Source organism: Caballeronia mineralivorans PML1(12), from assembly GCF_001028175.1.
GTDB classification, from domain to species: Bacteria; Pseudomonadota; Gammaproteobacteria; order Burkholderiales; family Burkholderiaceae; genus Caballeronia; species Caballeronia mineralivorans.
The window spans coordinates 42,530-62,604 of record NZ_AEJF01000258.1 but is presented as its reverse complement, the minus strand read 5'-3'; the positions used below and the strand labels follow the sequence as shown (position 1 = coordinate 62,604).

The following is a 20,075-nucleotide window of genomic DNA, read 5'->3' as shown; positions in this document are numbered from 1 at the left end:
GAGGAAGTAATGATGAACAAGCAATCCGCAACGAGGATCGATGATTTTAGCGACATCGTCCAACGGCGCAAGTCTGGTTTTCTACAGTCCATTACGCACACTCAGCCAGTGTGGGTCTTTTTGGCGATGCTGCTCGTCTGCGTCGTAATGAGTTTTGTGAGTGACCAGTTTATGTCGACACGAAACGTCTTCAACACGAGTCGAAATTTTGCCTTTACAGGCATCATGGCGTTGGGCATGACGACAGTAATTATCACCGGCGGCATCGATTTGTCGATCGGTTCGGTGATGGGCGTCTCGGGAATTGTGCTCGGAATGACAATGGCTGGAGGGCATTCGATCTGGTTTGGGCTAGCAGCGTGTCTATTGACCGCGGCATTGTGCGGTCTGATTAATGGGGTGCTGATTGCCTATTTCCGCATGTCGTCGTTTGTTGTAACACTCGGGATGCTCGCGATGGCCAGATCGCTCGCTCTGGTTTTATCGAACAACAAGCTCTTTTGGCAGTTTGGACCTGATCAATCGCTTTTGTTTCAAATCGGAGGAGGAACGACGGCGGGCATTGCGAACCCCGTCTGGGTACTGGCGATCATGACGGTGCTCTTTGTCCTGGTGTATCGCTACTCGGCTTGGGGACGGCATATTTTCGCCCTTGGCGGCAATGCCGCGGCGGCGAAACTATGCGGCATCCCCATTGAGAGACTCACCGTCTCGGTCTACGTTCTATCGAGTCTCACAGCAGGCATTACCGCTTTTCTGATGGTCGGTTGGCTCGGCTCGGTAACGAACGCCTTAGGACTATCAAGTGAGTTGCAAGTGATCGCAGCGACTGTTATTGGGGGTGCGAATTTGGCCGGTGGCATTGGCTATGCCATCGGCGCTCCGATCGGCGCGGCGCTAATCGAGGTTATCCGCAACAGCCTCTTGTTGGCCGGCGTTGACCCTTACTGGCAGGGCATGTTTCTAGGTGGATTCATCATTCTTGCAGTAATGCTGGAGAAGTTGCGTCGCAAGTCGGGTGATTGACTCTGACTCTGACTTGACCGGTTATTTATAACATAATGGAGGAGTACATAATGAAAAAAGCATTGTTGCCGCTGCTGGCGCTCGGGGCTGCCCTGTGCGTCCAGTCGCTCACTGCCCGCGCTGAGGATGTATATGCGCTAGTTCCCAAAGCAATGAACAATCCCTACTTCGACCTGGCTCGTGACGGATGCAACAGCGTAGCCGATAAGTTGAAGGGCGCGAAATGCCTCTATATTGGCCCGTCGGAAGCCAACGAGCAGGAGCAGATTCAAATCATCCAGGATTTGATTACACGTCACGTTAAGGGTATTGCGGTGTCACCTGCAAATGCGCCGGCAATAGCCCGTGCCTTGAAGTCAGCGCAGGACGCCGGCATTCCGACGATTACCTGGGATTCGGATCTTCTCCCACAAGACAAGTCATATCGGCAGGCATACGTGGGGACGAAAAACTACGATATTGGTGTGAATCTGGCGAAGCTCCTTCAGCAAATGAAGCCAAAGGGAGGCAAGATCTGCCTGCAGTCGGGCGGGGCCGCAGCTGCGAACCACAACGAACGGCTGCAGGGGATTCGAGACACGCTGGCCGGCACACATGACAGCAGCCCGCCTGGAAACCGCTTGACGGGGCAACATGGCTGGACAGAGGTCGACGGGTGCCCGCTTTTCACGGACGACGACAGCGCAAAGGCGGATCAGCAACTGTCGGATATTCTGACGAAGTATGGAAATCAGCTGGATGCGTTTGTATCGACTGGCGCGTTCACCCAGTGGTCAGATAACGCATACCGCCAGGCCGTACAGTCGATGCTTCCGAGGATCAAGTCAAAGCAGCTCGTTGTTCTTGTTGCGGACACGCTGCCCATGCAGTTGCAGCAGCTAAAGGATGGCTACAGCAACGGCAATGTGGGTCAGCGACCGTTTGAGATGGGCGCGAAGGCGGTTCTGATGCTGCAAGATATCTCATCTGGAAAGAAGGTTTCGGACACCACGTATACCGGCATCGATGTTTGCACGGCCGACAACGTGAACACGTGTCTCAAGCATTAACAGGCATCTGCTTCCGCTGGGCGACCGGATTTTCTTCCGTCGCTCTGCGGAACCGGGACTGTGCGGTTCAGTGAATACCATTGGCAAAACCCAGTGTGAGGCGAGGCTCGGGTCACGATGTTAGCGTTCGGCTCTGGCTCCGAAAATGAACCCAGGGAAACGGCAGGAGAGGGCAAGGGTGAATGACGAGCGGTTCGTCCCGGAGGAAAACCGCGAGAGGATCGTGAACGTCACCTCCGCCGAATATCAGAGGCGCTCGGAGCATTATCCAGGTTGGCCGGTTCTTCGTGCAAAGCCCAATCGGATCGGATAGTCATCCCTGGGCGCGATCTCACCCATGTGGACGCAAGAATCTAAGTTTGGTCAATTTGCCACGGCAGTAAATGAGGAAGCCTAATGATGAGAAACGAACTTCGTGTAGCAGTGGTTGGTGCAGGCCTCATGGGTTCAGATCACGTCGAACGGCTCGCCAATCGTATCGCCGGTGCGAGCGTAGTCGCCGTAGTCGATGTGGACGCGGAGCGCGCGCAGCGCGTTGCAAGCAAGGCACCGGGTGCGATCGCGGCCACCGAGCTTGGCTCGCTGCTCACTGGCGACCGTATTGATGCTGTGGTGATCGCGACGCCGGGGTTTCTTCACGAAAAAACGTTGCTGCAAGCTATCGAGCAAGGTAAGCCGATTCTTTGTGAAAAGCCGCTGACCCCTGACGCTGCCTCATCCTGGCGAATCATTGAAGAAGAACAAAAGATTGGCCGGAAGCTGATTCAGGTTGGCTTCATGCGTCGGTTCGACCGGGAATACCGGCAACTGAGACGCCTCATCGAGTCTCGTGAAATGGGGGATACGCTGATGCTCCATTTCTCTCACCGCAACGCAGTGTCGCCATCGAGCTTCACAAGCCAGATGCTGATCAACGATTCCGTTGTGCACGAGTTCGACGGAGTTCGATATTTGACGGGCGAGGAAATCACGACCGTGCAGGTCCGGCTTGGTCGACCCACGCGCCACGCGCATCACGGCCAGCACGACCCGCAGCAAGTGTTGATGGAAACTGAAAGCGGCATCCTGGTCGACGTCGAGATTTTCGTCAACGCGCAATTTGGCTATCAAGTTGCAGCGCAGGCAGTTTTCGAAGACGGAATTGTTGACATCGGCAACGACATTGGACCCTATATCCGATCGTCGGGCCGCTGGGGCGGGGCAGTGCCGCCCAGCTTTGTCGAACGCTTCAACGACGCATTCAACCTGGAACTGCAAACGTGGGTTGACGCCGCGCGAGAAGGCACGGTCAACGGGCCGTCGGCATGGGACGGATATGCCACTGCAGCTTGCTGCGAGGCCGGCGTTGCAGCACAAAAGACAGGACAAAAGGTCAAGGTGGCGCTGAACGAAAAGCCGGCGCTCTATAGCGACGAGAAGGTCGCCACCGCAGCCTGATTTGAGCGCTGGCATCTGTGTGATCGTTTGCCATACAGAAGGCCCGGAAAAATAGCATACGGCGTTAGCAATCAAGCAATTGAACTGAGCAGAGACAAGAATGAAACTTTCATTTTGTACTGACAGCCTCGGGTATCTGCCGTATGAGCAGATGCTCGATAAATTATGTGAGCTCGGAGTATCCGGCGTGGAAATGACCGTAGGTGGCTGGTCTTCTGCACCGCATCTGCGAGCGGACGAATTGTTGAAAGACGCGAGCAAGCGTCGTAGCCTCAAGGAGGCACTGGAGAGCCGTGGCCTGGAGATTGCCGCACTGAACGTTTCGGGCAATCCGCTTGATCCGGGAACGCTTGGCATGAAGCACAAGTCCGATACAGACAAGACCATCCGGCTTGCAGAACTCCTTGGCGTAAAGAAGATTGTCATGATGAGTGGGCTGCCACCTGCTAGCCCCGAGGACCGAATTCCGAACTGGATCACCTCGACCGTCAGTTGGCCCCCGTCACTAAAAGATTGCCTGGACTATCAGTGGAACGACGTCGCTATTCCTTATTGGCACCAACTCGTTAGTCAAGCCAAAGCATGCGGCGTTGAAAAGTTCGCGCTGGAGAATTTCAGTTCAATGCTGGTCTGGAATCCCGCAACGCTGTTTCGGCTTCGCGAGGCCGTGGGACCTATGGTCGGGCTAAACCTTGACCCAAGCCACATGATGTGGATGGGTGCAGATCCTATCGCTGCAGCGCGTGCGTTGGGTGACGCGATTCATCACGTGCACGGCAAGGACGCGCGCCTGGAAAGGGGGATCGTCGATGTCAATGGCCTTTTGGAAACCAGACCGATCGAAGATGTGGCACGACGCTCGTGGAATTACGTCGCGATCGGCTGTGGGAAGGATCTCCAATGGTGGAAGGAGTTCTTCTCGGTCGTTCGGATGACCGGATACAACGATTGGGTATCTCTGGAAATGGAGGACCTGACAATGTCCGTGGAAGCTGGCATCAAGACGTCCGTTGCAGCACTGAAGCAGACCATTAGCCGGTGATGACGCGGCGAGTGCCGACCGGCTTGCGAGGCGCGAAGCCCGCGCCGAATTTGACCATGACAGAGAGATTCAGAGTTCTTTGTCGCGCGATCTTACGCGACAGCGCCGGCAATGTGCCAACGCCGTGACGCGAGGTCGGGTACGGTCGACGCTGGGTGGATTCCGATTTTCCCGGTTTTCGCGAAAGAGATTCCCCATTCGGCTCTGTGTCTTCATGGTTGACGAATATACACTCGGGCCAAAGTTACACGAAAACAACGTCGGAGACACCATATCGCAGGTAGCCCTTCGCTCCGCAATCTCCCGTACGTCGATGAAGCGCACTGAGCAGACGCGTCCAGTAACCAATTGGGTCACGTCGTCGTCGGGCGGCAAGCGGCTCTAACAAGCAAGCGCAACTGAAGAAGCAGGACAGTCGGCCGACCTGATGTGTGCTGACCCGGACCTGGAGGAGCGCGGTGTCTCCGGACGAATGATTTGCGCTCCTCACACTCGACGGGATCCGAATGAGAGGACGGTGGACACTACGCGCACTTCTCAACGGATGTTGGAAGCGCGCTTTGTGCGTGACTAACAGACGGCAATGGCCCAGTTTTTGACATTGCCGAACGTCAGGTACTGACGACAGTAACAAATCGCCACAACGCGATGTTCATCCCATGCTCACCAAAACGGTGATTTATATAGAAGTACTACATAACATAAATAGGAGATGCAATGAAAAAGGTTCTGTTTGGGTTGTTCGCAATGACGGCGGCGGCGTCGGCCAGTGCGCAAAGCAGCGTCACGTTGTATGGCATCGTGGATAACGGCCTTGAATACGAGACCGGCATGCCGAAGGGCCACGTGGTCGGTGCGCAGAGCGGCGGATGGGCCCAGTCGCGATTTGGCCTCAAAGGCGCCGAAGATATCGGCGGCGGAACAAAGGCTATTTTCCAGCTTGAATCGCGCCTGAACACACAGAACGGCAGCTTGGCCAACGGTAGCTTCTTCGAGGGGCAGGCGACCGTAGGTTTGCATAACGACACGTGGGGGCAACTGAAGCTTGGCAACATGGGCTCAGCCGAAATAAGTCAGTATTCGGGGGATGTCGACCCCCAGCAGACCAAGAAATATGCGATTGGCACGCTGGTGCGTGGCCGGATCTTTTCGCAGGCGGGTAACGGTGCAGAGTATCTGTCGCCGACACTCGGGGGATTTACGCTGCAGGGGCAATACGACCTGACGAACTCGACGAAATGGAACTCCGGGAATCCGGGAAGCGCGCCGGGCCAGTTGGGCACGTCGAGCGGTCTGGGTAGTGCTCAGGGGCGAACGGACGGCATCAAGCTGTCGTACCAGACCGGCAGCCTTTTCTGGCAGGCCACATATGACGAGGTCCGCGATCAGAACGGCCAGTTCAGCAATGTGTACCTGGCGTCGCGCTCCGCCCTCACCGGTGCGACCTACACGCTCGGCCCAGTGGTAGCGTACGTTGGTTATCAGCACCTCAGCGCACCCAACGCGTCCAACGCAGGATACTTCGGTACGGCCACTCCAACCACGTTGCCGGCAGGCACAACGCTGCCGACAGCAGTCAATCACGAATGGATTGGAGCCATCTGGCAGACTACGCCAGCGCTCTCGATCACCGGTGCGGTGTATCACGCAAACGCCAATCACGGCAATGGCAACGCGACGCTATACACACTGGGCACGAACTATTCGCTGTCGAAGCGGACGCTCCTGTACACCGAGCTCGGTTATGTTCGCAATAGTTCGACGTCCAACCTTGGGCTCGACAGCGGACTGTATGGCGCGAACACCAACAACGACCCGGTGAGCAGCGCCGCGTCGAGCACAAACCCGAACTACGGCAAGAGCCAGTTCGGCGTGATCGCGGGTATTGCCACTCAGTTCTAAGGAGAGCGGCCGGGTTCGGAAAAAATCTATATTTCGAACCCGGCTCGGCTCACGCCGACTTGCCGCGCAGGGCACCATATTGTGTCTGTTTGACGCAGAATCATTTCCGTCAAGCGATTTGCACGCCCGGATTCGACCATGAATCCGAGGCGCCGAGCGTTCGCCGTTTGCAACGCAACTTCATGCACATGTGTCCACCCCTGAGCACCCCGTCATGGAATACGGGTACCGCGCCCGCTGATTCATTCAGTGCGGAGGCAGCGCGTCAACTGAGTGCCCCGTGGCCATCCGCTGCCACACTGCACGCTGTCTGCATCAACGTCCTTATCAACGAAACCGGCTCGCTATATGCGCGGGAATATTCTCTGGTGTCACGACAACGACCGACGAAGACGGCGATACGGCCGACGCTGGCAGGAGTTTGTGGAAACAAATGATGTGTTGGCACGCCGAGCGCATGTCCTGACGTAGATCGTGATGGAGAATCGCCTGTACCTTACCTTCACGCAGCAGACGCACGTTGTCTCGATCCAGGTCGTGCCCGATAAAGCAAATCGGAGATTGCTGTTGTGCTTCGAGTGCTCGAAGAATGGCGACGTTTCCTCCGCCCATGGAGTAGACCGCGGCGATTTTGGTATCTGTGGCGAGGACGTTGAGGACTCTTTTTTCGGTTGGCGTGTCAAGGCCGTGGCCGCCGCTGGCATCGATCAACGTAAGCTGTGGATATCGGGTTCTCAACGCGCGTCGAAAGCTTATTTCGCGTTCCTCCTCGCCCCTGAACCGCTCATCGCTCATTGTTATCAGGATGTTGCCAGCCCGTGCGCCTAGCCACTGCGCAACGAGATAGGCGGCGGTGGCGCCGGCGACCCGATTGTCCAGCCCCGCGTATGCGACGCGTCCGGACAAGGGGATATCGGTGAAGATCGTGATGACCGGAATGCCGCGACGTTGGAGGTCGCCTATTGCTTCGGTAACTTCGGGGACATCGCGCGCCTTCAGCACAACCCCATGGCTTCCCCGACGTCCAATTGACTGAAGCGATTCGACCACCTCAGTCGTTGTCATCGTTTCCTGCATCATGAAACGCGGACGAATGACTACCGGGTGCATACCCGCCAGTTCCGTTTCAAGCGCGTCCTTGATCTCGTCGGCAAAGCGTGCGGGCGCTTCCACGATCACGTCGATCATGAGCTTTCGTCCTACGGTCGCCAACTGCAGTTCCTGCTTTTCGAGCTCCTTGATGGCTTGCTCGACGCGCTTGCGTGTGTGTTCACGAACGTGGGCACGTCCATTGAGCACCCGGTCGACTGTTGCCACCCCGACGCCGGACTGGAGAGCTATCTCCTTGATAAGAAAGCGGTGTGCCATGCCTGTCTTTCCATTTTTGATGTGTTTTTGATGGTTTTATGATAACCGCATATCGGCGCTGGGGGCTATGCTTGGTTCACAGTGGAGGGAGATATGAAACAGGGCGAAGGATGCGTCGCAAAACGCGGGCAGCAGTGGTATAGCGAGCGTGATTGCTCCCTGAATGAATTCGTGGCCCAGCTCAAAGCGGGCGACGACTGCCCGACGCGTTATGCGGCGGACATCAGGCAGGGAATTCCGGTGTACGACTGTGATCGGTTCGATGACGTCGTAGACGATGCATCCGGGCTCGCGCGGTTGCAGGCGGAATGGGCGCACGTCCTTCGAGATGGCGCGGGGGTGCTGGTGCTCCATCGGGCATTCGCCGACACACGATCCGTCGATGCCGCTACGGCCGTCTTCGAATCCATTATTCGTAGTGAGCAGCAGCAAGGCACACGTGCAGCAGACCATTTCGCGAAAGCGGGCGCAAACGACCGGATCTGGAATGCGCAGGAAAAGCTCTGCCTTCGAGCGCCGGCCGTATTCGCGGAATATTTCTCGAACCGGATGCTTTTGGCCGTGTCGGAAGCCTGGCTCGGCCCGTGTTACCAGATGACATCGCAGGTCAACGTGGTTCGCCCCGGCGGCGATGCTCAACAAGCGCATCGCGACTACCACCTTGGTTTCCAGACGGTCGCCGAAGCTGAACGTTACCCGGTGCACGTGCACCGGATGTCCCCCTTTCTTACGTTGCAGGGGGCGGTGGCACACAGCGATATGCCGGTCGAAAGCGGACCAACAAAACTCCTGCCGTATTCACAGCGCTATGCCGAGGGATACTTGGCGTGGCGGCGTGCGGGCTTCCGCGGGTATTTCGAGGAGCACTTCGTCCAGTTGCCACTCTCGAAGGGCGATGCCGTATTTTTTAATCCCGCGCTGTTTCATGCGGCTGGCGCCAATCGCACCGCGGACGTTCAGCGCATGGCGAATCTCCTGCAGGTCTCGTCGGCATATGGCCGCGCGATGGAAGTGCTCGACCGTAGAAGTATGTGCGAGGCCGTTTATCCGGTATTGCGCGAGCGTCGCGCCCTCGGACGGATAAGTGCCGCCGAAGCCGCTGCGGCAATGGCATCCTGCGCTGAGGGATACCCGTTCCCTACCAACCTCGACCGCAACCCGCCGGTTGGCGGGTTGGCGCCAGAAAGCCAACGGGAACTCATGCAACGCGCACTTGATGAGGATTGGGAGCCCGCCAGATTCACGCAGGCGCTTAACGATCATGCCTCGCGAAGCCGCACGGCGTAAATTCCCGCCAGATCCGGGTAAACGTTTTGATTGATGGCTTTTTGATGTGTTTTGGTCCTTCAGCGATAGAGGGAACACCGTATTGTTGCCTGCCATAGACAAACAAGCGGCCAAGCAAGGTTCTCGATAATCGCGCGCCTGTGCGGTCTGTCGCGCGACGGAACTTGGTAGAAAAGCAGGGTGATACAAGATGGATCAGTTTAAGGAACTACAGTTGTTCGTTGAGGTTGCCGAAACCGGAAGTATCAGCCGGGCCGCGGAAGCTGTGGATCTTTCCATATCCGCGGCAAGCCGTTACCTGATCTCCCTGGAGACCCGGCTTGCTGTCCAGCTCGTGCGCAGGACGACACGCAATCTCTATCTTACACAGGCAGGCGCCGAGTTTCATAGACGATGCAAGTCCATCCTGGCAGACCTCGGCGAAGCTGAGTCGGCCATCAAGGATGCAACGGTACGACCGAGCGGAGTGCTTCGCGTCACTGCGTCGCTCTCGTTTTGCATGCTGCACATTGCACCTATGCTTTCGGAGTTTACAGCGCGTTATCCGGAGATCACGGTGGATGTCGTGGCGGCAAACCGATACCACGACATCATCGAAAATGGCATCGACGTCGCCATCCGTACCAAGGTTCTTGAGGCGGATAGCAACATAACGGTAAGGCGGCTCGCAGCAACGCGGCGAATACTGGTTGCGGCACCTTCGTATATTGAGGCAAATGGTTCGCCACGCTTGCCGGCAGAATTGGCCAGGCACAAGGTACTGAATTACGGACTCGCTGACAATCCGCGTGAGCTGGCATTTTGTCGCACGGGAGAATCGGTTCTCGTCAAGATCAAGCCTCTTCTTGAATCCAACGACGGCCAGATACTTCGGGTCGCCGCGCTCGACGGCATGGGTATTCTCGTGCAGCCCAAGTACATCGTGTACGACGACCTCAAGGCTGGCCGCCTGGTTCCAGTGCTCAATGACTGGGACCTTCCAAGGCTCACTATCAATATTGCATTCCAGACCCGGGCACATATGCCGGTGAAGGTCCGCCTGTTTATCGATGCACTCGTCGAGCGGTTTCAGCAGAACGAGTACGAGCGGCACTGGACCGCGTGAAGGTCACGCGGACGGGAAGATCTTGCCTGCTTTCTCGCACTTTCCCAGTCTGCGCGAAAGAGATTCCCTTTTCAGCTCTGTTTTGCCGACTTCGGGGAATATAGACTTGTCTCAAAGCAGTACGACAATATTGAAGGAGACGCTCCGTGCAGTATCCAGAACCCCCTGTTTCGGTATCCTCATCACCGTATTTCGATGAAGCGCGCTCGGCCGATGTCGTTAATGCCCGCATGGACCCGAATGCCGACGAGCGACTGCAAAAGATCATGTCGATCCTGGTCAGGCATCTGCATGCGGCGGTGAAGGAAATCGAGCCGACGCACGAAGAGTGGTTTGCCGCGATCCGGTTCCTGACTCAAACCGGTCAGATGTGTACCGACTGGCGACAGGAGTACATCCTGCTGTCGGACATCCTCGGCGTCTCGATGCTCGTTGACGCAATCAATCACCGCCGGCCGAGCGGGGCGACGCCCAATACGATTCTCGGCCCGTTTTATGTCGCGAATGCACCCGAGTATGAGAACGGCGCAAACATCTGCCTGGACGGAAAGGGTGAACCTTTGGTTGTTGAAGGGCGTGTGACGGACATCGAGGGCACACCGATCCCGAACGCGAAGCTTGAGGTCTGGCAGACCAACGACGATGGCTTCTACGACGTCCAGCAAAAGGGAATTCAGCCGGACTCGAATCTGCGTGGTGTATTTACCTCGGATGCAGAAGGCCGGTACTGGTTCAAGTCCGTCAAGCCGCGCCACTATCCGATTCCATCAGACGGTCCGGTCGGGAAGCTCTTGGGCGCAATGGGTCGACACCCGAATCGGGCTGCTCACTTGCACTTCATCGTGACCGCGCCTGGCTTTGACCCCGTCATCACTCACATCTTCACGCCCGACTGCCCGTATCTTCCCGAAGACTCGGTCTTCGGCGTCAAGCGTGAACTCATCGCCGAATTCAACAAGGTTGACGACCCGGAAGCTGGCAAGCGCGTCGGGTTCTCATCACCGTTTTGGTCTGTGTCGTGGGACTTCACTCTCGCGACGTCCACCAAGCCCGCGCGGGCAATCCCGTAACCGATTGGCACGCGGGATCGTGTGCCGTCGACGAACTGATGAAACTGAGAAACAGGACTACTACACATGAGCACGAAGAACATTGAACTGCTGGCTGCGTACTGGACTATTGCCGGCGACGTCTATCCGTGTGGACCGGCCGAAATCAGTCCGTTCCCGCTGCGAGACCGTTGCGAAGCGGCATCGCGTGCTGGCTGGAGCGGCATCGGCCTCATTCTCGATGATCTCGAGTACAGCGTGGAGAAATACGGGCTCTCCGGCGTCAAGAAGATTCTGGACGACACGGGCATGAAGTACTTCGAACTCGAAATTCTCATGGACTGGTACCTCGACGGCGAGGCGCGTGCCAAATCGGACAGCTGCCGGCGCCGTATCATCGAACTGGGCGGCGAACTTGGCATGCGCAATCTGAAAATCGGCGCAAGCCCCTTCGACGAAAGTCCCGCCGACTTTGCGCGCATGACCGGCGAATTCGCGAAACTTTGCGAAGACGTGGCGGCGGTTGGCGCGACGGTTGCAATCGAGTTCATGCCTTTTTCTCCCATCCGAAACATCGGAGAAGCGCTGAAGATTACGGAAGGCGCCGACCAACCCAACGGTGGCCTGATGGTTGACCACTGGCACGTAGCACGCGGTGGCAGCCCTTATAGAGAGGTCGCCCAAATTCCGGCGCGCTTCATCAAGGGAGTAGAGCTGAATGACGTAGCCGCGCAAGTTAAAGGGACGCTGTTCGAGGACTCGAGCTTTAACCGCCAGCTTTGTGGCGAAGGTGCCGGCGACTGTCCCGCCTTCATTGACGCCCTGCAACAAGCAGGGTGCACGCTTCCTTACTACGGCGTGGAGCTCATCTCCGAGAAGCACCGGAAGTTGCCGCTCGACGAGATGGCAAAGCGCGCCTACGACACCACCATTACCCAGTTCTCGGCAAAAAGCGCGACTTCCGTCTGACGCGCTTGACCTTAAACCACAAAGTACTCCTGGAGACTCACATGATTCGTATCGCTGTACTCGGCGCTGGCCGCATTGGCCGCATTCACGCAGGCAACGTGGCCGCTAGCCCGAACGCGAAACTGGTTGTCGTCGCGGACCCCTTTGAGAAGGCTGCCAGCTCGCTTGCCGAACGACTCGGCTGCGAAGCGTCGACGGATGCCTCGGCTGTCCTCGAGCGCGATGACATAGATGCCGTGGTGATTGGCACGCCGACGGATACCCACATCACATTCATGTTGCAAGCCGTGGCGAAAGGCAAGGCTGTGTTGTGCGAAAAGCCGATCGACCTGGACATGGAAAAGTCGCTCGCAGCGGCGAGCGAGGTCGAGCGCCTCGGCGGCCGTGTGATGCTTGCGTTCAACCGTCGCTTCGACCCTACATCCCAGGCCTTTCGCAAGGCGATCGACGCAGGCGATGTGGGCGAGGTGCGCCAGGTTGTCATCTCCAGCCGCGATCCGGGCATGCCGCCCCGCGACTACGTCGAGCATTCCGGCGGCATCTTCCGCGACATGGTGATCCACGACCTCGATATGGCCCGCTGGCTGCTCGGCGAAGAGCCAGTGGAAGTGATGGCGTTCGCGAGCCGGCTCGTCGATTCGTCGCTGGCCGAGCTCGACGATTTCGATACGGTCATGGTGCAGTTGCGGACCGCTTCGGGCAAGCAATGCCACATCAACTGCTGTCGCGAGGTTGTGTACGGCTACGACCAGCGCATGGAAGTCTCCGGCTCCAAGGGCATGCTTCTTCAGGAGAACCTCCGGCCTTCGACGATCCGTCGCTGGACGAAGGAGGCGACCGATGTCCGCGAACCCCTGCTCAACTTTTTCCTTGAGCGTTACGAAGCGGCCTACAAGGCCGAACTCGAAGCGTTCGTCGAGGCGCTGCGTACGAATGCGCCCCTGCCGACATCGGTGCAGGACGGCCTGAAGGCGCTGCGTCTGGCTGACTGTGCGCTCGAGTCCGCTGTATCAGGGAAATCGGTCAAGGTCTAACTCGTAATCTGGAGGAGATAAATCATGACGCGAAAGATCGGTCCCAACGAAACGATAGGCGTGGCATGCCTTGGCGTCACCCATCCTCACACGTCCGGTCGGGTCAAGGCGATCCAGCGTCGCTCCGGCGCGAAGATGCTCGGCGCGTGGGACACCAGTCCGCTGCTCAAGCCGTTCGTGGATGCGCTTGGCCTCGAGGCGCGAACGAAAGAGGACATCCTCGCTGATGAAAATGTGCATGTGGTGCTCGTGCATTCGAAAAGCGAGAAGATGGCCGAGCTGACCATTGAAGCACTCGAGGCCGGCAAGTCGGTCCTGTGCGAAAAACCCGCGGGGCGCAGCTCCGCGGATGCCAAACGGATTGTCGAAGCGGTCGAGCGTACGGGCGGTCTCGTACAGGTGGGCTACTGCTGGCGCTTCGCTCCGTCGGTCGACGCCATGCAGGCAGCGCTGAAGAGCGGCCGCCTCGGGAAAGTCGTCCAGGTGCGCGCGCACGGCGGCTGCTCGCATGACGAGGCGGGCACGGCCCACATGACCCAGCCGGGTGATATCGGGGGCGCCGTGTTCGTCATCGGCTGCCATCTGGTGGATCGCATCCTCCTGCATTTCGGCATGCCGAGAAGTGTTAACGCCCGCATTACGAAGTTCCCGAACTTTCATGGCGACGAGTCTCGCGAGGATGCAGCGGGCGCGGTGCTGAACTACGAAGACAAGATCGTGGTGATCGACTTCATGTCGTGGGACGTGCTGCCGTGGACCGAAAGCTGGGAAATCACGGCGTACGGCACCGAAGGCATCATGTCTTCGCGATCGCTGCCGTCAAGCTACAAGGTCTACGACGCTGGCAAGGGCGCCTATCCGGAAGGATGGACCGAATGGCAGGAAACGAGTTTTCCCGAAATATGGGCCACGAAGAAGACCGAGTATTCACCCGATATTGCTGAAATCGGGAATCCGGTTTACTTCGACCGCGAATCGAATGCCTTTTTCGAAGCGCTTCGTAACGGTACACCGTCGGTTGTTCCCTCCACGCAGGCGTACAACATCAGCCGCGTCATTGAGGCGATGTTCGCTTCGTCGAAGCAGGCCGGTGCAGAGATCTTTATTGAGTAAGAAGGTGAGTGGCTGGCCTCCTTTCGGGGCCAGCTACCAAAAACTGACTGAAGAAAGTCAGAAGTAAATTATGTAATCCTTATTAGGAGACAAACGATGAACATCATCAAGAACGTCGCTGTAGCTGTGGCCGCTTCGATTGCATTGTCGGCGGTGTCCCTATCCGCTTACGCACAGGACAAGGGTGTCATTGGCATTTCACTGCCGGACAAGACGGAATCGCGCTGGATTACCGATGGCAAGAGCATGGTCGACGCGCTGAAGGCGAAGGGCTACTCCGCCGATCTCCAGTACGCCAACTATGACGTCCCGACGCAGGTCAATCAGGTCGAGAACATGCTGGCGAAGGGCGTCAAGGCGCTCGTGATCGCCCCGATCGATGGCAAGACCTTCTCCGACGCCCTGGCGCTTGCGCAACAGAAGGGTATCAAGGTTATCTCGTACGATCGCCTGATCAGCCAGACCAAGAACGTTGACTACTACGCCACGTTCGACAACTACGGTGTGGGTGTCCTGCAGGGTCAGAGCATCGTCGCTGCCTGGCAGAAGGCGGGTAGCAAGACCCCGTTCAACGTGGAGGTCTTCGGCGGCTCCTCTGACGACAACAACGCGCATATGGTCTACGCCGGCGGGATGTCGGTACTCAAGCCGTATATCGACAACGGGAAGTTCGTGATTCGAAGCAAGCAGGTGGCATTCGAGAAAGTCGCCACTCGCAACTGGGACGGAGCCACGGCCCAGTCCCGCATGGACAACCTGCTGAGCGCCTTCTATGGCAACAACCGGCTCGATGCCGTGTGGACGCCGAATGACGCCATCGCGATCGGAGTGATTTCCTCGCTCAAGGGTGTCGGCTATGGTTCGGCGCAACAACCGATGCCGGTCGTCACCGGACAGGATGCGGATCTGCAGAACGTCAAGGGAATCATACGCGGCGACCAGACGACGACCGTATTCAAGGATACGCGCAAGCTGGCTGGCATCACAGCCGATATCGTGGACGACGCGCTCACTGGAAAGCCCGTGCCCGTGAACGACACGAAGAGCTATAACAACGGCGCCAAGATTGTTCCGACCTACCTCGTGAAGCCCATCCTCGTCGACAAGGACAACTGGCAGCCGGAGCTCGTCACTAGCGGGTATTACACACAGGCGCAGTTGAAGTAACAGTGTCCCGGCCTTCGTGGGTGCCGGGCGCGCGGCGGCAGCCCGACACTACACAGACACGCGTTGTACGTGAGTAACCCGAGGAATACGACGATGGAAACCATTCTGGAGATGAACGAAATTCAGAAGAGCTTTGGCGCGGTCAAAGCCCTGAATAACGTCAGTCTTAAAGTCCGCAAAGGCGAGATTCATGCCATATGCGGCGAGAACGGCGCGGGTAAGTCGACGCTGATGAAGATCCTGAGCGGCGTCTATCCACACGGCTCTTATGCGGGCAATGTGGTCTACGACGGTGAAGATCGTGCGTTCTCGGATATTTCCGACAGCGAGCAGGTGGGGATCATCATCATCCATCAGGAACTCGCACTCGTACCCATGCTCTCGATTACCGAGAACATCTTTCTGGGTAACGAACAGTCGACGTGGGGTGTTATTGATTGGCAGGGTTCCCGGTCCCTGGCTAAGGAACTGCTAGCGAGGGTGGGTCTGACTGATTCCCCCGATACCCCCGTAGGCACGCTCGGCATCGGCAAACAGCAGCTTGTCGAAATTGCCAAGGCGTTGTCAAAAGAGGTCCGTCTGTTGATCCTCGACGAGCCAACGGCAAGCCTCAACGAAAAGGACAGCGACACGCTGCTCAATCTCCTGCTGGAGCTGAAGGCGCGTGGAGTGACGTCCATCATCATTTCGCACAAGCTCAACGAGATCTCGCGCGTGGCAGACGGCATAACGGTCATCCGTGATGGCTCAACTGTCGATGCGCTCGACTGCAAGGCCGAAAGTGTGAGCGAAGACCGGATCATCAAGGCGATGGTCGGCCGTGAGATGTCTGACCGTTATCCTAAGCGAGTGCCGAATATCGGCGAGGTGATTTTCGAAGTCAGGGACTGGCGCACACAGCATCCGACCCAGCGGGAGCGCGCCGTCATCAAGGGCGTTAATCTCAAGGCGCGAAAAGGCGAGATCGTAGGTATCGCCGGTCTTATGGGTTCCGGGCGGACCGAGCTTGCGATGAGTGTCTTCGGCGCAACGTACGGTCAGGACATTTCCGGAACGGTGCTCATGCACGGGAAGCCGGTAGACGTTTCGTCGGTACAGAAGGCCATTAACGCGGGTCTCGCGTATGTGACCGAAGACCGTAAAGGAAACGGCCTGCTCCTTGACGACAACATCCAGCGAAACATCACGTTGGCGAACCTCCAAGGTGTGTCGAATCTCGGCGTTATCAACGAACACGAGGAAGCACGGGTCGCGGGGGATTTCCTGAAGAAGCTCCGTATCCGCGCCCAGGGAGGAACACATGTTGTCGCCAATCTGTCCGGCGGCAATCAGCAGAAAGTCGTGCTGAGCAAATGGCTGTTTTCCGGACCCGAAGTACTCATTCTGGACGAGCCCACGCGCGGCATTGATGTGGGAGCGAAGTACGAAATCTACAGCATCATCAATCAAGCGGTTGAAGCGGGTAAGTGCGTCGTCATGATTTCTTCGGAAATGCCGGAGCTTCTTGGCATGTGCGACCGCGTTTATGTCATGAACGAAGGCCGCTTCGTCGGCGAGTTCACCGCGGAGGAGGTCTCGCAGGAAAAGATCATGCGGGCAATCATGCGAAATGGAGGCATCTGAAATGCGTAAGACACTCTCACCGGCGGCGCCGCAGGACGCCGGAGTCAAACATAGCGAAATCGTTCGGGTGCTCAAGCGGGGCGCCAGTGAATACGGACTGCTGATTTCGCTCATCGTCATTATGGCTTTCTTTCAGATGTCCACGAGCGGCGTGTTGATGCAGCCGCTCAATCTGACGAATCTTGTGCTTCAAAACAGTTACATCGTCATCATGGCGCTCGGCATGCTGATGGTGATTGTGGCGGGCCATATCGATCTCTCGGTCGGTTCGACCGCTGGACTGGTGGGCGCACTCGCAGCAGTGCTGATGGTCCAGTTTAATGTCAACTACGTGCTGGCCACCATCATCTGCATAGCCACCGGTGCGCTGATTGGAGCCGTCCAAGGTTACTGGATTGCATTCTGGCGGATGCCATCGTTTATCGTGACGCTGGCCGGCATGCTGGTATTTCGAGGGCTGACAAACCTCGTGTTGCAGGGCCAATCCATTGGCCCGTTCCCCGACGCTTTCGCAGCTTTCAGTTCCGGCTTCATTCCCGACGTCTTTCACGGGCAGAGTCTGCACGTCACGTCCATCCTGCTTGGAATTCTGGTGGGTTTTCTCTTCTTCGTGATTGAACTTCGACACCGCGCGAGCGCAACGAAATACGGTATGGGTAGCGGGTCGTTCTCCATGTTCGTCGCGAAGAACGTCATCCTCACCGGCCTGATTGTCTTCCTCTGCGCCATCCTTGCCTCCTATCGCGGCCTGCCGACAGTTCTCGTCATTATGGGAGTACTGATTGGTGTGTACACATTCGTCATGAATCGCACCACCATTGGCCGTCGTATCTACGCAGTGGGCGGCAACGCGAAGGCGGCGAGGTTATCCGGGGTCAGCGTTCCGGCCATCAGTTTTTTAACCTTCGTGAATATGGGTGTTTTAGCCGCATTGGCCGGCCTCATATTCGCAGCCCGCTTGAATAGCGGCACACCGAAAGCCGGAACGGGCTTTGAACTCGATGTGATCGCTGCATGCTTCATCGGCGGTGCGTCGGCTTCCGGTGGTGTCGGGAAGGTGGTTGGTGCGGTAGTAGGCGCCTTCATCATGGGTGTCATGAACAACGGGATGTCCATCATGGGTATCGGCGTTGACTACCAGCAGGTGATCAAGGGCGTGGTGTTGCTCGCGGCTGTCTTTGTTGATGTCTACAACAAGAACAAGGCCTGAGCGTCGGCTTGCCGGACGTGCAGCCAGATGGTACGGGCGAGAAGCAGCCAATTTCAACGGCAGAGTATCTGGCGAACCTGGGCGAAGCATCCATAGGTATGGATGACTAAACAAAATTAGCACGGACTTCGGTCGTAAACACGGAATCGAGATGATTAAGCACATCGTTATGTGGGATGTTCGCGGTGAGTCGCCCGAGCAAAAGAAGGAAACGGCTCAACTGGTGAAGAGCGCCTTTGAAAGTCTGATCGGAAAAATTCCGGGACTAGCGAAGCTCGAGGTCGGTATGGATGTGAGCGGGGTCGACTACGCCTGTGACGTCGTGCTCTACACGGAGTTCGAGGATCCGGCGTCGCTGGAGGCGTACGCGTCCCATCCGGAGCATCTGCGCGTCAAGCAGGTTATTGGGGACAGCCGTATCGCCCGACACCAGGTCGATTACATCTGAGCCGGCGAATATGGAACGATAGGGAATGATAGGGAACTCCAATCTTATGTACGAATTTACCTACACGACGCATGCCTCGCGGGTGGTGTTCGGCGCCGGCAGCATGAAGCTCGTCCAGCAGGAAGTCGAGAAGCTGGGAGCCCGGAGGGCGCTGGTTCTGTGCACGCCGGAGCAGAGAGCGCAGGCCGAGGTTGTTTCGTCCCTTCTCGGTCCGTCGAGCGCCGGAGTCTTTGACGGGGCGCAGATGCATGTACCCATCGAAAACGTCCGCCGCGCGCGGGAGCACGCGAAAACGGTTGACGCGGATTGTGCGGTGGCGATTGGCGGAGGCTCAACGATTGGCCTCGGCAAGGCCATCGCGCTTCAATCGTCCTTGCCGATTATCGCCATTCCGACGACCTATGCGGGTTCGGAAATGACACCGATCTATGGGATAACCGAGGATGGGCTCAAGCAGACCGGGCGCGACTCCAGGGTCCTTCCGAAAACGGTCCTCTATGACCCGGAATTGTCGGTGAATTTGCCGGATCATCTCTCGTTCGTGAGCGGCCTGAATGCCATCGCACATGCTGCCGAGGGGTTGTATGCAAAAGACGGAAACCCGGTCATGTCGCTTATGGCAGAAGAGGGAATCCGCGCACTGTCGAATGGGCTCCGAGGCTTGAAGAAGAGCAGCAGGGACAAGACGGCACGCGGTGAGTGCCTCTATGGCGCGTGGCTTTGCGGGATGGTTCTGGGCAACGTCGGCATGGCGCTTCATCACAAGCTCTGCCACACACTTGGCGGCACGTTCAACCTTCCGCACGCGGAGACGCATGCGATTGTTCTTCCCCATGCGCTTGCCTACAACAGCGTCGTGGCAGCGGAGGCTATGGCACGAATCGCGCGTGCGCTCAATGTGGAATCGGCCGCAGATGGGTTGTATGAACTGAGCCAGGAACTCGGTGTACCACGAGGGTTACGTGAGATCGGACTGAGCGAGGCCGACCTCGATCGTGCGTGCGAGATAGCAATGTCCAATCCATACTGGAACCCGCGTCCAGTGGAGGCTGCTCCCCTTCGAGAGTTGCTCCAGCGTGCATGGCAAGGAAGTCGGCCTTGTCCGTGAGAAACGGCTAGAGGCTTACGCAAAATGCATTGATCAGTTCGAAAACCCCATGGTAGTTGATTCGGTCTGCGCGTCACGCCTTCAGGCGTACGGGATTTGTCTTCGGGTCCCGGCGTTCGGTGAGACGGTCCGACTGAC

At 57.5% G+C, this 20,075-nt stretch carries 18 protein-coding genes; 16 read left to right on the top strand and 2 right to left on the bottom strand.

What is annotated here, in order from left to right; all coding sequences use genetic code 11:
* Positions 1-9 precede the first annotated feature (9 nt).
* The 5 genes from EOS_RS41795 to EOS_RS41775 all read left to right on the top strand — a co-directional run bounded on the left by EOS_RS41795 (position 10) and on the right by EOS_RS41775 (position 6,456).
* A complete protein-coding gene (locus tag EOS_RS41795; RefSeq protein WP_235443136.1) occupies positions 10-1,026 on the top strand; it encodes an ABC transporter permease in 1,017 nt (338 codons plus the stop codon).
* A gap of 50 nt (positions 1,027-1,076) precedes the next feature.
* Positions 1,077-2,075 (top strand): sugar-binding protein, encoded by a 999-nt coding sequence (locus tag EOS_RS41790; protein ID WP_047898106.1) that lies wholly within the window; start codon positions 1,077-1,079, stop codon positions 2,073-2,075.
* A gap of 396 nt (positions 2,076-2,471) precedes the next feature.
* Positions 2,472-3,512 carry a Gfo/Idh/MocA family protein gene (locus EOS_RS41785; protein ID WP_326972984.1) on the top strand — a complete coding sequence of 347 codons (1,041 nt, stop codon included), beginning with the start codon at positions 2,472-2,474 and terminating at the stop codon, positions 3,510-3,512.
* 100 nt (positions 3,513-3,612) lie between these two features.
* Positions 3,613-4,554, top strand: a complete 942-nt coding sequence (locus EOS_RS41780; protein WP_047898105.1) for a sugar phosphate isomerase/epimerase family protein — start codon at positions 3,613-3,615, stop codon at positions 4,552-4,554.
* Between the two features lie 717 nt (positions 4,555-5,271).
* A complete protein-coding gene (locus EOS_RS41775; protein WP_047898104.1) occupies positions 5,272-6,456 on the top strand; it encodes a porin in 1,185 nt (394 codons plus the stop codon).
* A gap of 26 nt (positions 6,457-6,482) precedes the next feature.
* Here the strand turns inward: EOS_RS41775 and EOS_RS49500 are convergent, their stop codons facing one another.
* Positions 6,483-6,644, bottom strand: a complete 162-nt coding sequence (locus EOS_RS49500) for a 50S ribosomal protein L27 (protein WP_407639230.1) — start codon at positions 6,642-6,644, stop codon at positions 6,483-6,485.
* 139 nt (positions 6,645-6,783) lie between these two features.
* Positions 6,784-7,824, bottom strand: coding sequence for a LacI family DNA-binding transcriptional regulator (locus EOS_RS41770; protein ID WP_047898103.1), 1,041 nt, complete (start codon positions 7,822-7,824; stop codon positions 6,784-6,786).
* Between the two features lie 93 nt (positions 7,825-7,917).
* On the opposite strand from EOS_RS41770, the gene EOS_RS41765 reads away from it, so the two are divergent.
* The 11 genes from EOS_RS41765 to EOS_RS41715 all read left to right on the top strand — a co-directional run bounded on the left by EOS_RS41765 (position 7,918) and on the right by EOS_RS41715 (position 19,937).
* The gene (locus tag EOS_RS41765) at positions 7,918-9,111 is read left to right on the top strand and encodes a phytanoyl-CoA dioxygenase family protein (RefSeq protein ID WP_047898102.1); all 1,194 of its coding nucleotides are present in this window, start codon (positions 7,918-7,920) and stop codon (positions 9,109-9,111) included.
* A 190-nt stretch (positions 9,112-9,301) separates the two neighbouring features.
* Positions 9,302-10,216 carry a LysR family transcriptional regulator gene (locus tag EOS_RS41760; RefSeq protein WP_047898101.1) on the top strand — a complete coding sequence of 305 codons (915 nt, stop codon included), beginning with the start codon at positions 9,302-9,304 and terminating at the stop codon, positions 10,214-10,216.
* Positions 10,217-10,446: 230 nt separating this feature from the next.
* Positions 10,447-11,286, top strand: a complete 840-nt coding sequence (locus tag EOS_RS41755; RefSeq protein WP_082163737.1) for an intradiol ring-cleavage dioxygenase — start codon at positions 10,447-10,449, stop codon at positions 11,284-11,286.
* A 66-nt stretch (positions 11,287-11,352) separates the two neighbouring features.
* The gene (locus EOS_RS41750; RefSeq protein WP_047898099.1) at positions 11,353-12,234 is read left to right on the top strand and encodes a sugar phosphate isomerase/epimerase family protein; all 882 of its coding nucleotides are present in this window, start codon (positions 11,353-11,355) and stop codon (positions 12,232-12,234) included.
* Positions 12,235-12,275: 41 nt separating this feature from the next.
* Positions 12,276-13,268, top strand: coding sequence for an inositol 2-dehydrogenase (iolG, locus tag EOS_RS41745; RefSeq protein WP_047898098.1), 993 nt, complete (start codon positions 12,276-12,278; stop codon positions 13,266-13,268).
* Between the two features lie 24 nt (positions 13,269-13,292).
* Positions 13,293-14,381 carry a Gfo/Idh/MocA family protein gene (locus EOS_RS41740; protein WP_047898097.1) on the top strand — a complete coding sequence of 363 codons (1,089 nt, stop codon included), beginning with the start codon at positions 13,293-13,295 and terminating at the stop codon, positions 14,379-14,381.
* A 96-nt stretch (positions 14,382-14,477) separates the two neighbouring features.
* The gene (gene chvE, locus EOS_RS41735; RefSeq protein ID WP_047898096.1) at positions 14,478-15,548 is read left to right on the top strand and encodes a multiple monosaccharide ABC transporter substrate-binding protein; all 1,071 of its coding nucleotides are present in this window, start codon (positions 14,478-14,480) and stop codon (positions 15,546-15,548) included.
* Between the two features lie 93 nt (positions 15,549-15,641).
* The gene (gene mmsA / locus EOS_RS41730; protein WP_047898095.1) at positions 15,642-17,171 is read left to right on the top strand and encodes a multiple monosaccharide ABC transporter ATP-binding protein; all 1,530 of its coding nucleotides are present in this window, start codon (positions 15,642-15,644) and stop codon (positions 17,169-17,171) included.
* A 1-nt stretch (position 17,172) separates the two neighbouring features.
* Positions 17,173-18,381: a multiple monosaccharide ABC transporter permease gene (gene mmsB, locus EOS_RS41725; protein WP_082163734.1), complete on the top strand. Its 1,209-nt coding sequence runs from the start codon at positions 17,173-17,175 to the stop codon at positions 18,379-18,381.
* A gap of 151 nt (positions 18,382-18,532) precedes the next feature.
* The gene (locus tag EOS_RS41720; protein ID WP_047898094.1) at positions 18,533-18,829 is read left to right on the top strand and encodes a Dabb family protein; all 297 of its coding nucleotides are present in this window, start codon (positions 18,533-18,535) and stop codon (positions 18,827-18,829) included.
* Positions 18,830-18,875: 46 nt separating this feature from the next.
* Entirely contained in the window at positions 18,876-19,937 is a 1,062-nt protein-coding gene (locus tag EOS_RS41715) for a maleylacetate reductase (protein ID WP_047898093.1), read from the top strand.
* The last annotated feature ends 138 nt before the right edge of the window (positions 19,938-20,075 follow it).

Bases quoted from the DNA above. Each gene is read 5' to 3' on its own strand.
- EOS_RS41795 (WP_235443136.1), top strand. From the start codon at position 10: ATGATGAACAAGCAATCCGCAACGAGGATCGATGATTTTAGCGACATC.
- EOS_RS41790 (WP_047898106.1), top strand. From the start codon at position 1,077: ATGAAAAAAGCATTGTTGCCGCTGCTGGCGCTCGGGGCTGCCCTGTGC.
- EOS_RS41785 (WP_326972984.1), top strand. From the start codon at position 2,472: ATGATGAGAAACGAACTTCGTGTAGCAGTGGTTGGTGCAGGCCTCATG.
- EOS_RS41780 (WP_047898105.1), top strand. From the start codon at position 3,613: ATGAAACTTTCATTTTGTACTGACAGCCTCGGGTATCTGCCGTATGAG.
- EOS_RS41775 (WP_047898104.1), top strand. From the start codon at position 5,272: ATGAAAAAGGTTCTGTTTGGGTTGTTCGCAATGACGGCGGCGGCGTCG.
- EOS_RS41770 (WP_047898103.1), bottom strand. From the start codon at position 7,824: ATGGCACACCGCTTTCTTATCAAGGAGATAGCTCTCCAGTCCGGCGTC.
- EOS_RS41765 (WP_047898102.1), top strand. From the start codon at position 7,918: ATGAAACAGGGCGAAGGATGCGTCGCAAAACGCGGGCAGCAGTGGTAT.
- EOS_RS41760 (WP_047898101.1), top strand. From the start codon at position 9,302: ATGGATCAGTTTAAGGAACTACAGTTGTTCGTTGAGGTTGCCGAAACC.
- EOS_RS41755 (WP_082163737.1), top strand. From the start codon at position 10,447: ATGGACCCGAATGCCGACGAGCGACTGCAAAAGATCATGTCGATCCTG.
- EOS_RS41750 (WP_047898099.1), top strand. From the start codon at position 11,353: ATGAGCACGAAGAACATTGAACTGCTGGCTGCGTACTGGACTATTGCC.
- iolG (WP_047898098.1), top strand. From the start codon at position 12,276: ATGATTCGTATCGCTGTACTCGGCGCTGGCCGCATTGGCCGCATTCAC.
- EOS_RS41740 (WP_047898097.1), top strand. From the start codon at position 13,293: ATGACGCGAAAGATCGGTCCCAACGAAACGATAGGCGTGGCATGCCTT.
- chvE (WP_047898096.1), top strand. From the start codon at position 14,478: ATGAACATCATCAAGAACGTCGCTGTAGCTGTGGCCGCTTCGATTGCA.
- mmsA (WP_047898095.1), top strand. From the start codon at position 15,642: ATGGAAACCATTCTGGAGATGAACGAAATTCAGAAGAGCTTTGGCGCG.
- mmsB (WP_082163734.1), top strand. From the start codon at position 17,173: ATGCGTAAGACACTCTCACCGGCGGCGCCGCAGGACGCCGGAGTCAAA.
- EOS_RS41720 (WP_047898094.1), top strand. From the start codon at position 18,533: ATGATTAAGCACATCGTTATGTGGGATGTTCGCGGTGAGTCGCCCGAG.
- EOS_RS41715 (WP_047898093.1), top strand. From the start codon at position 18,876: ATGTACGAATTTACCTACACGACGCATGCCTCGCGGGTGGTGTTCGGC.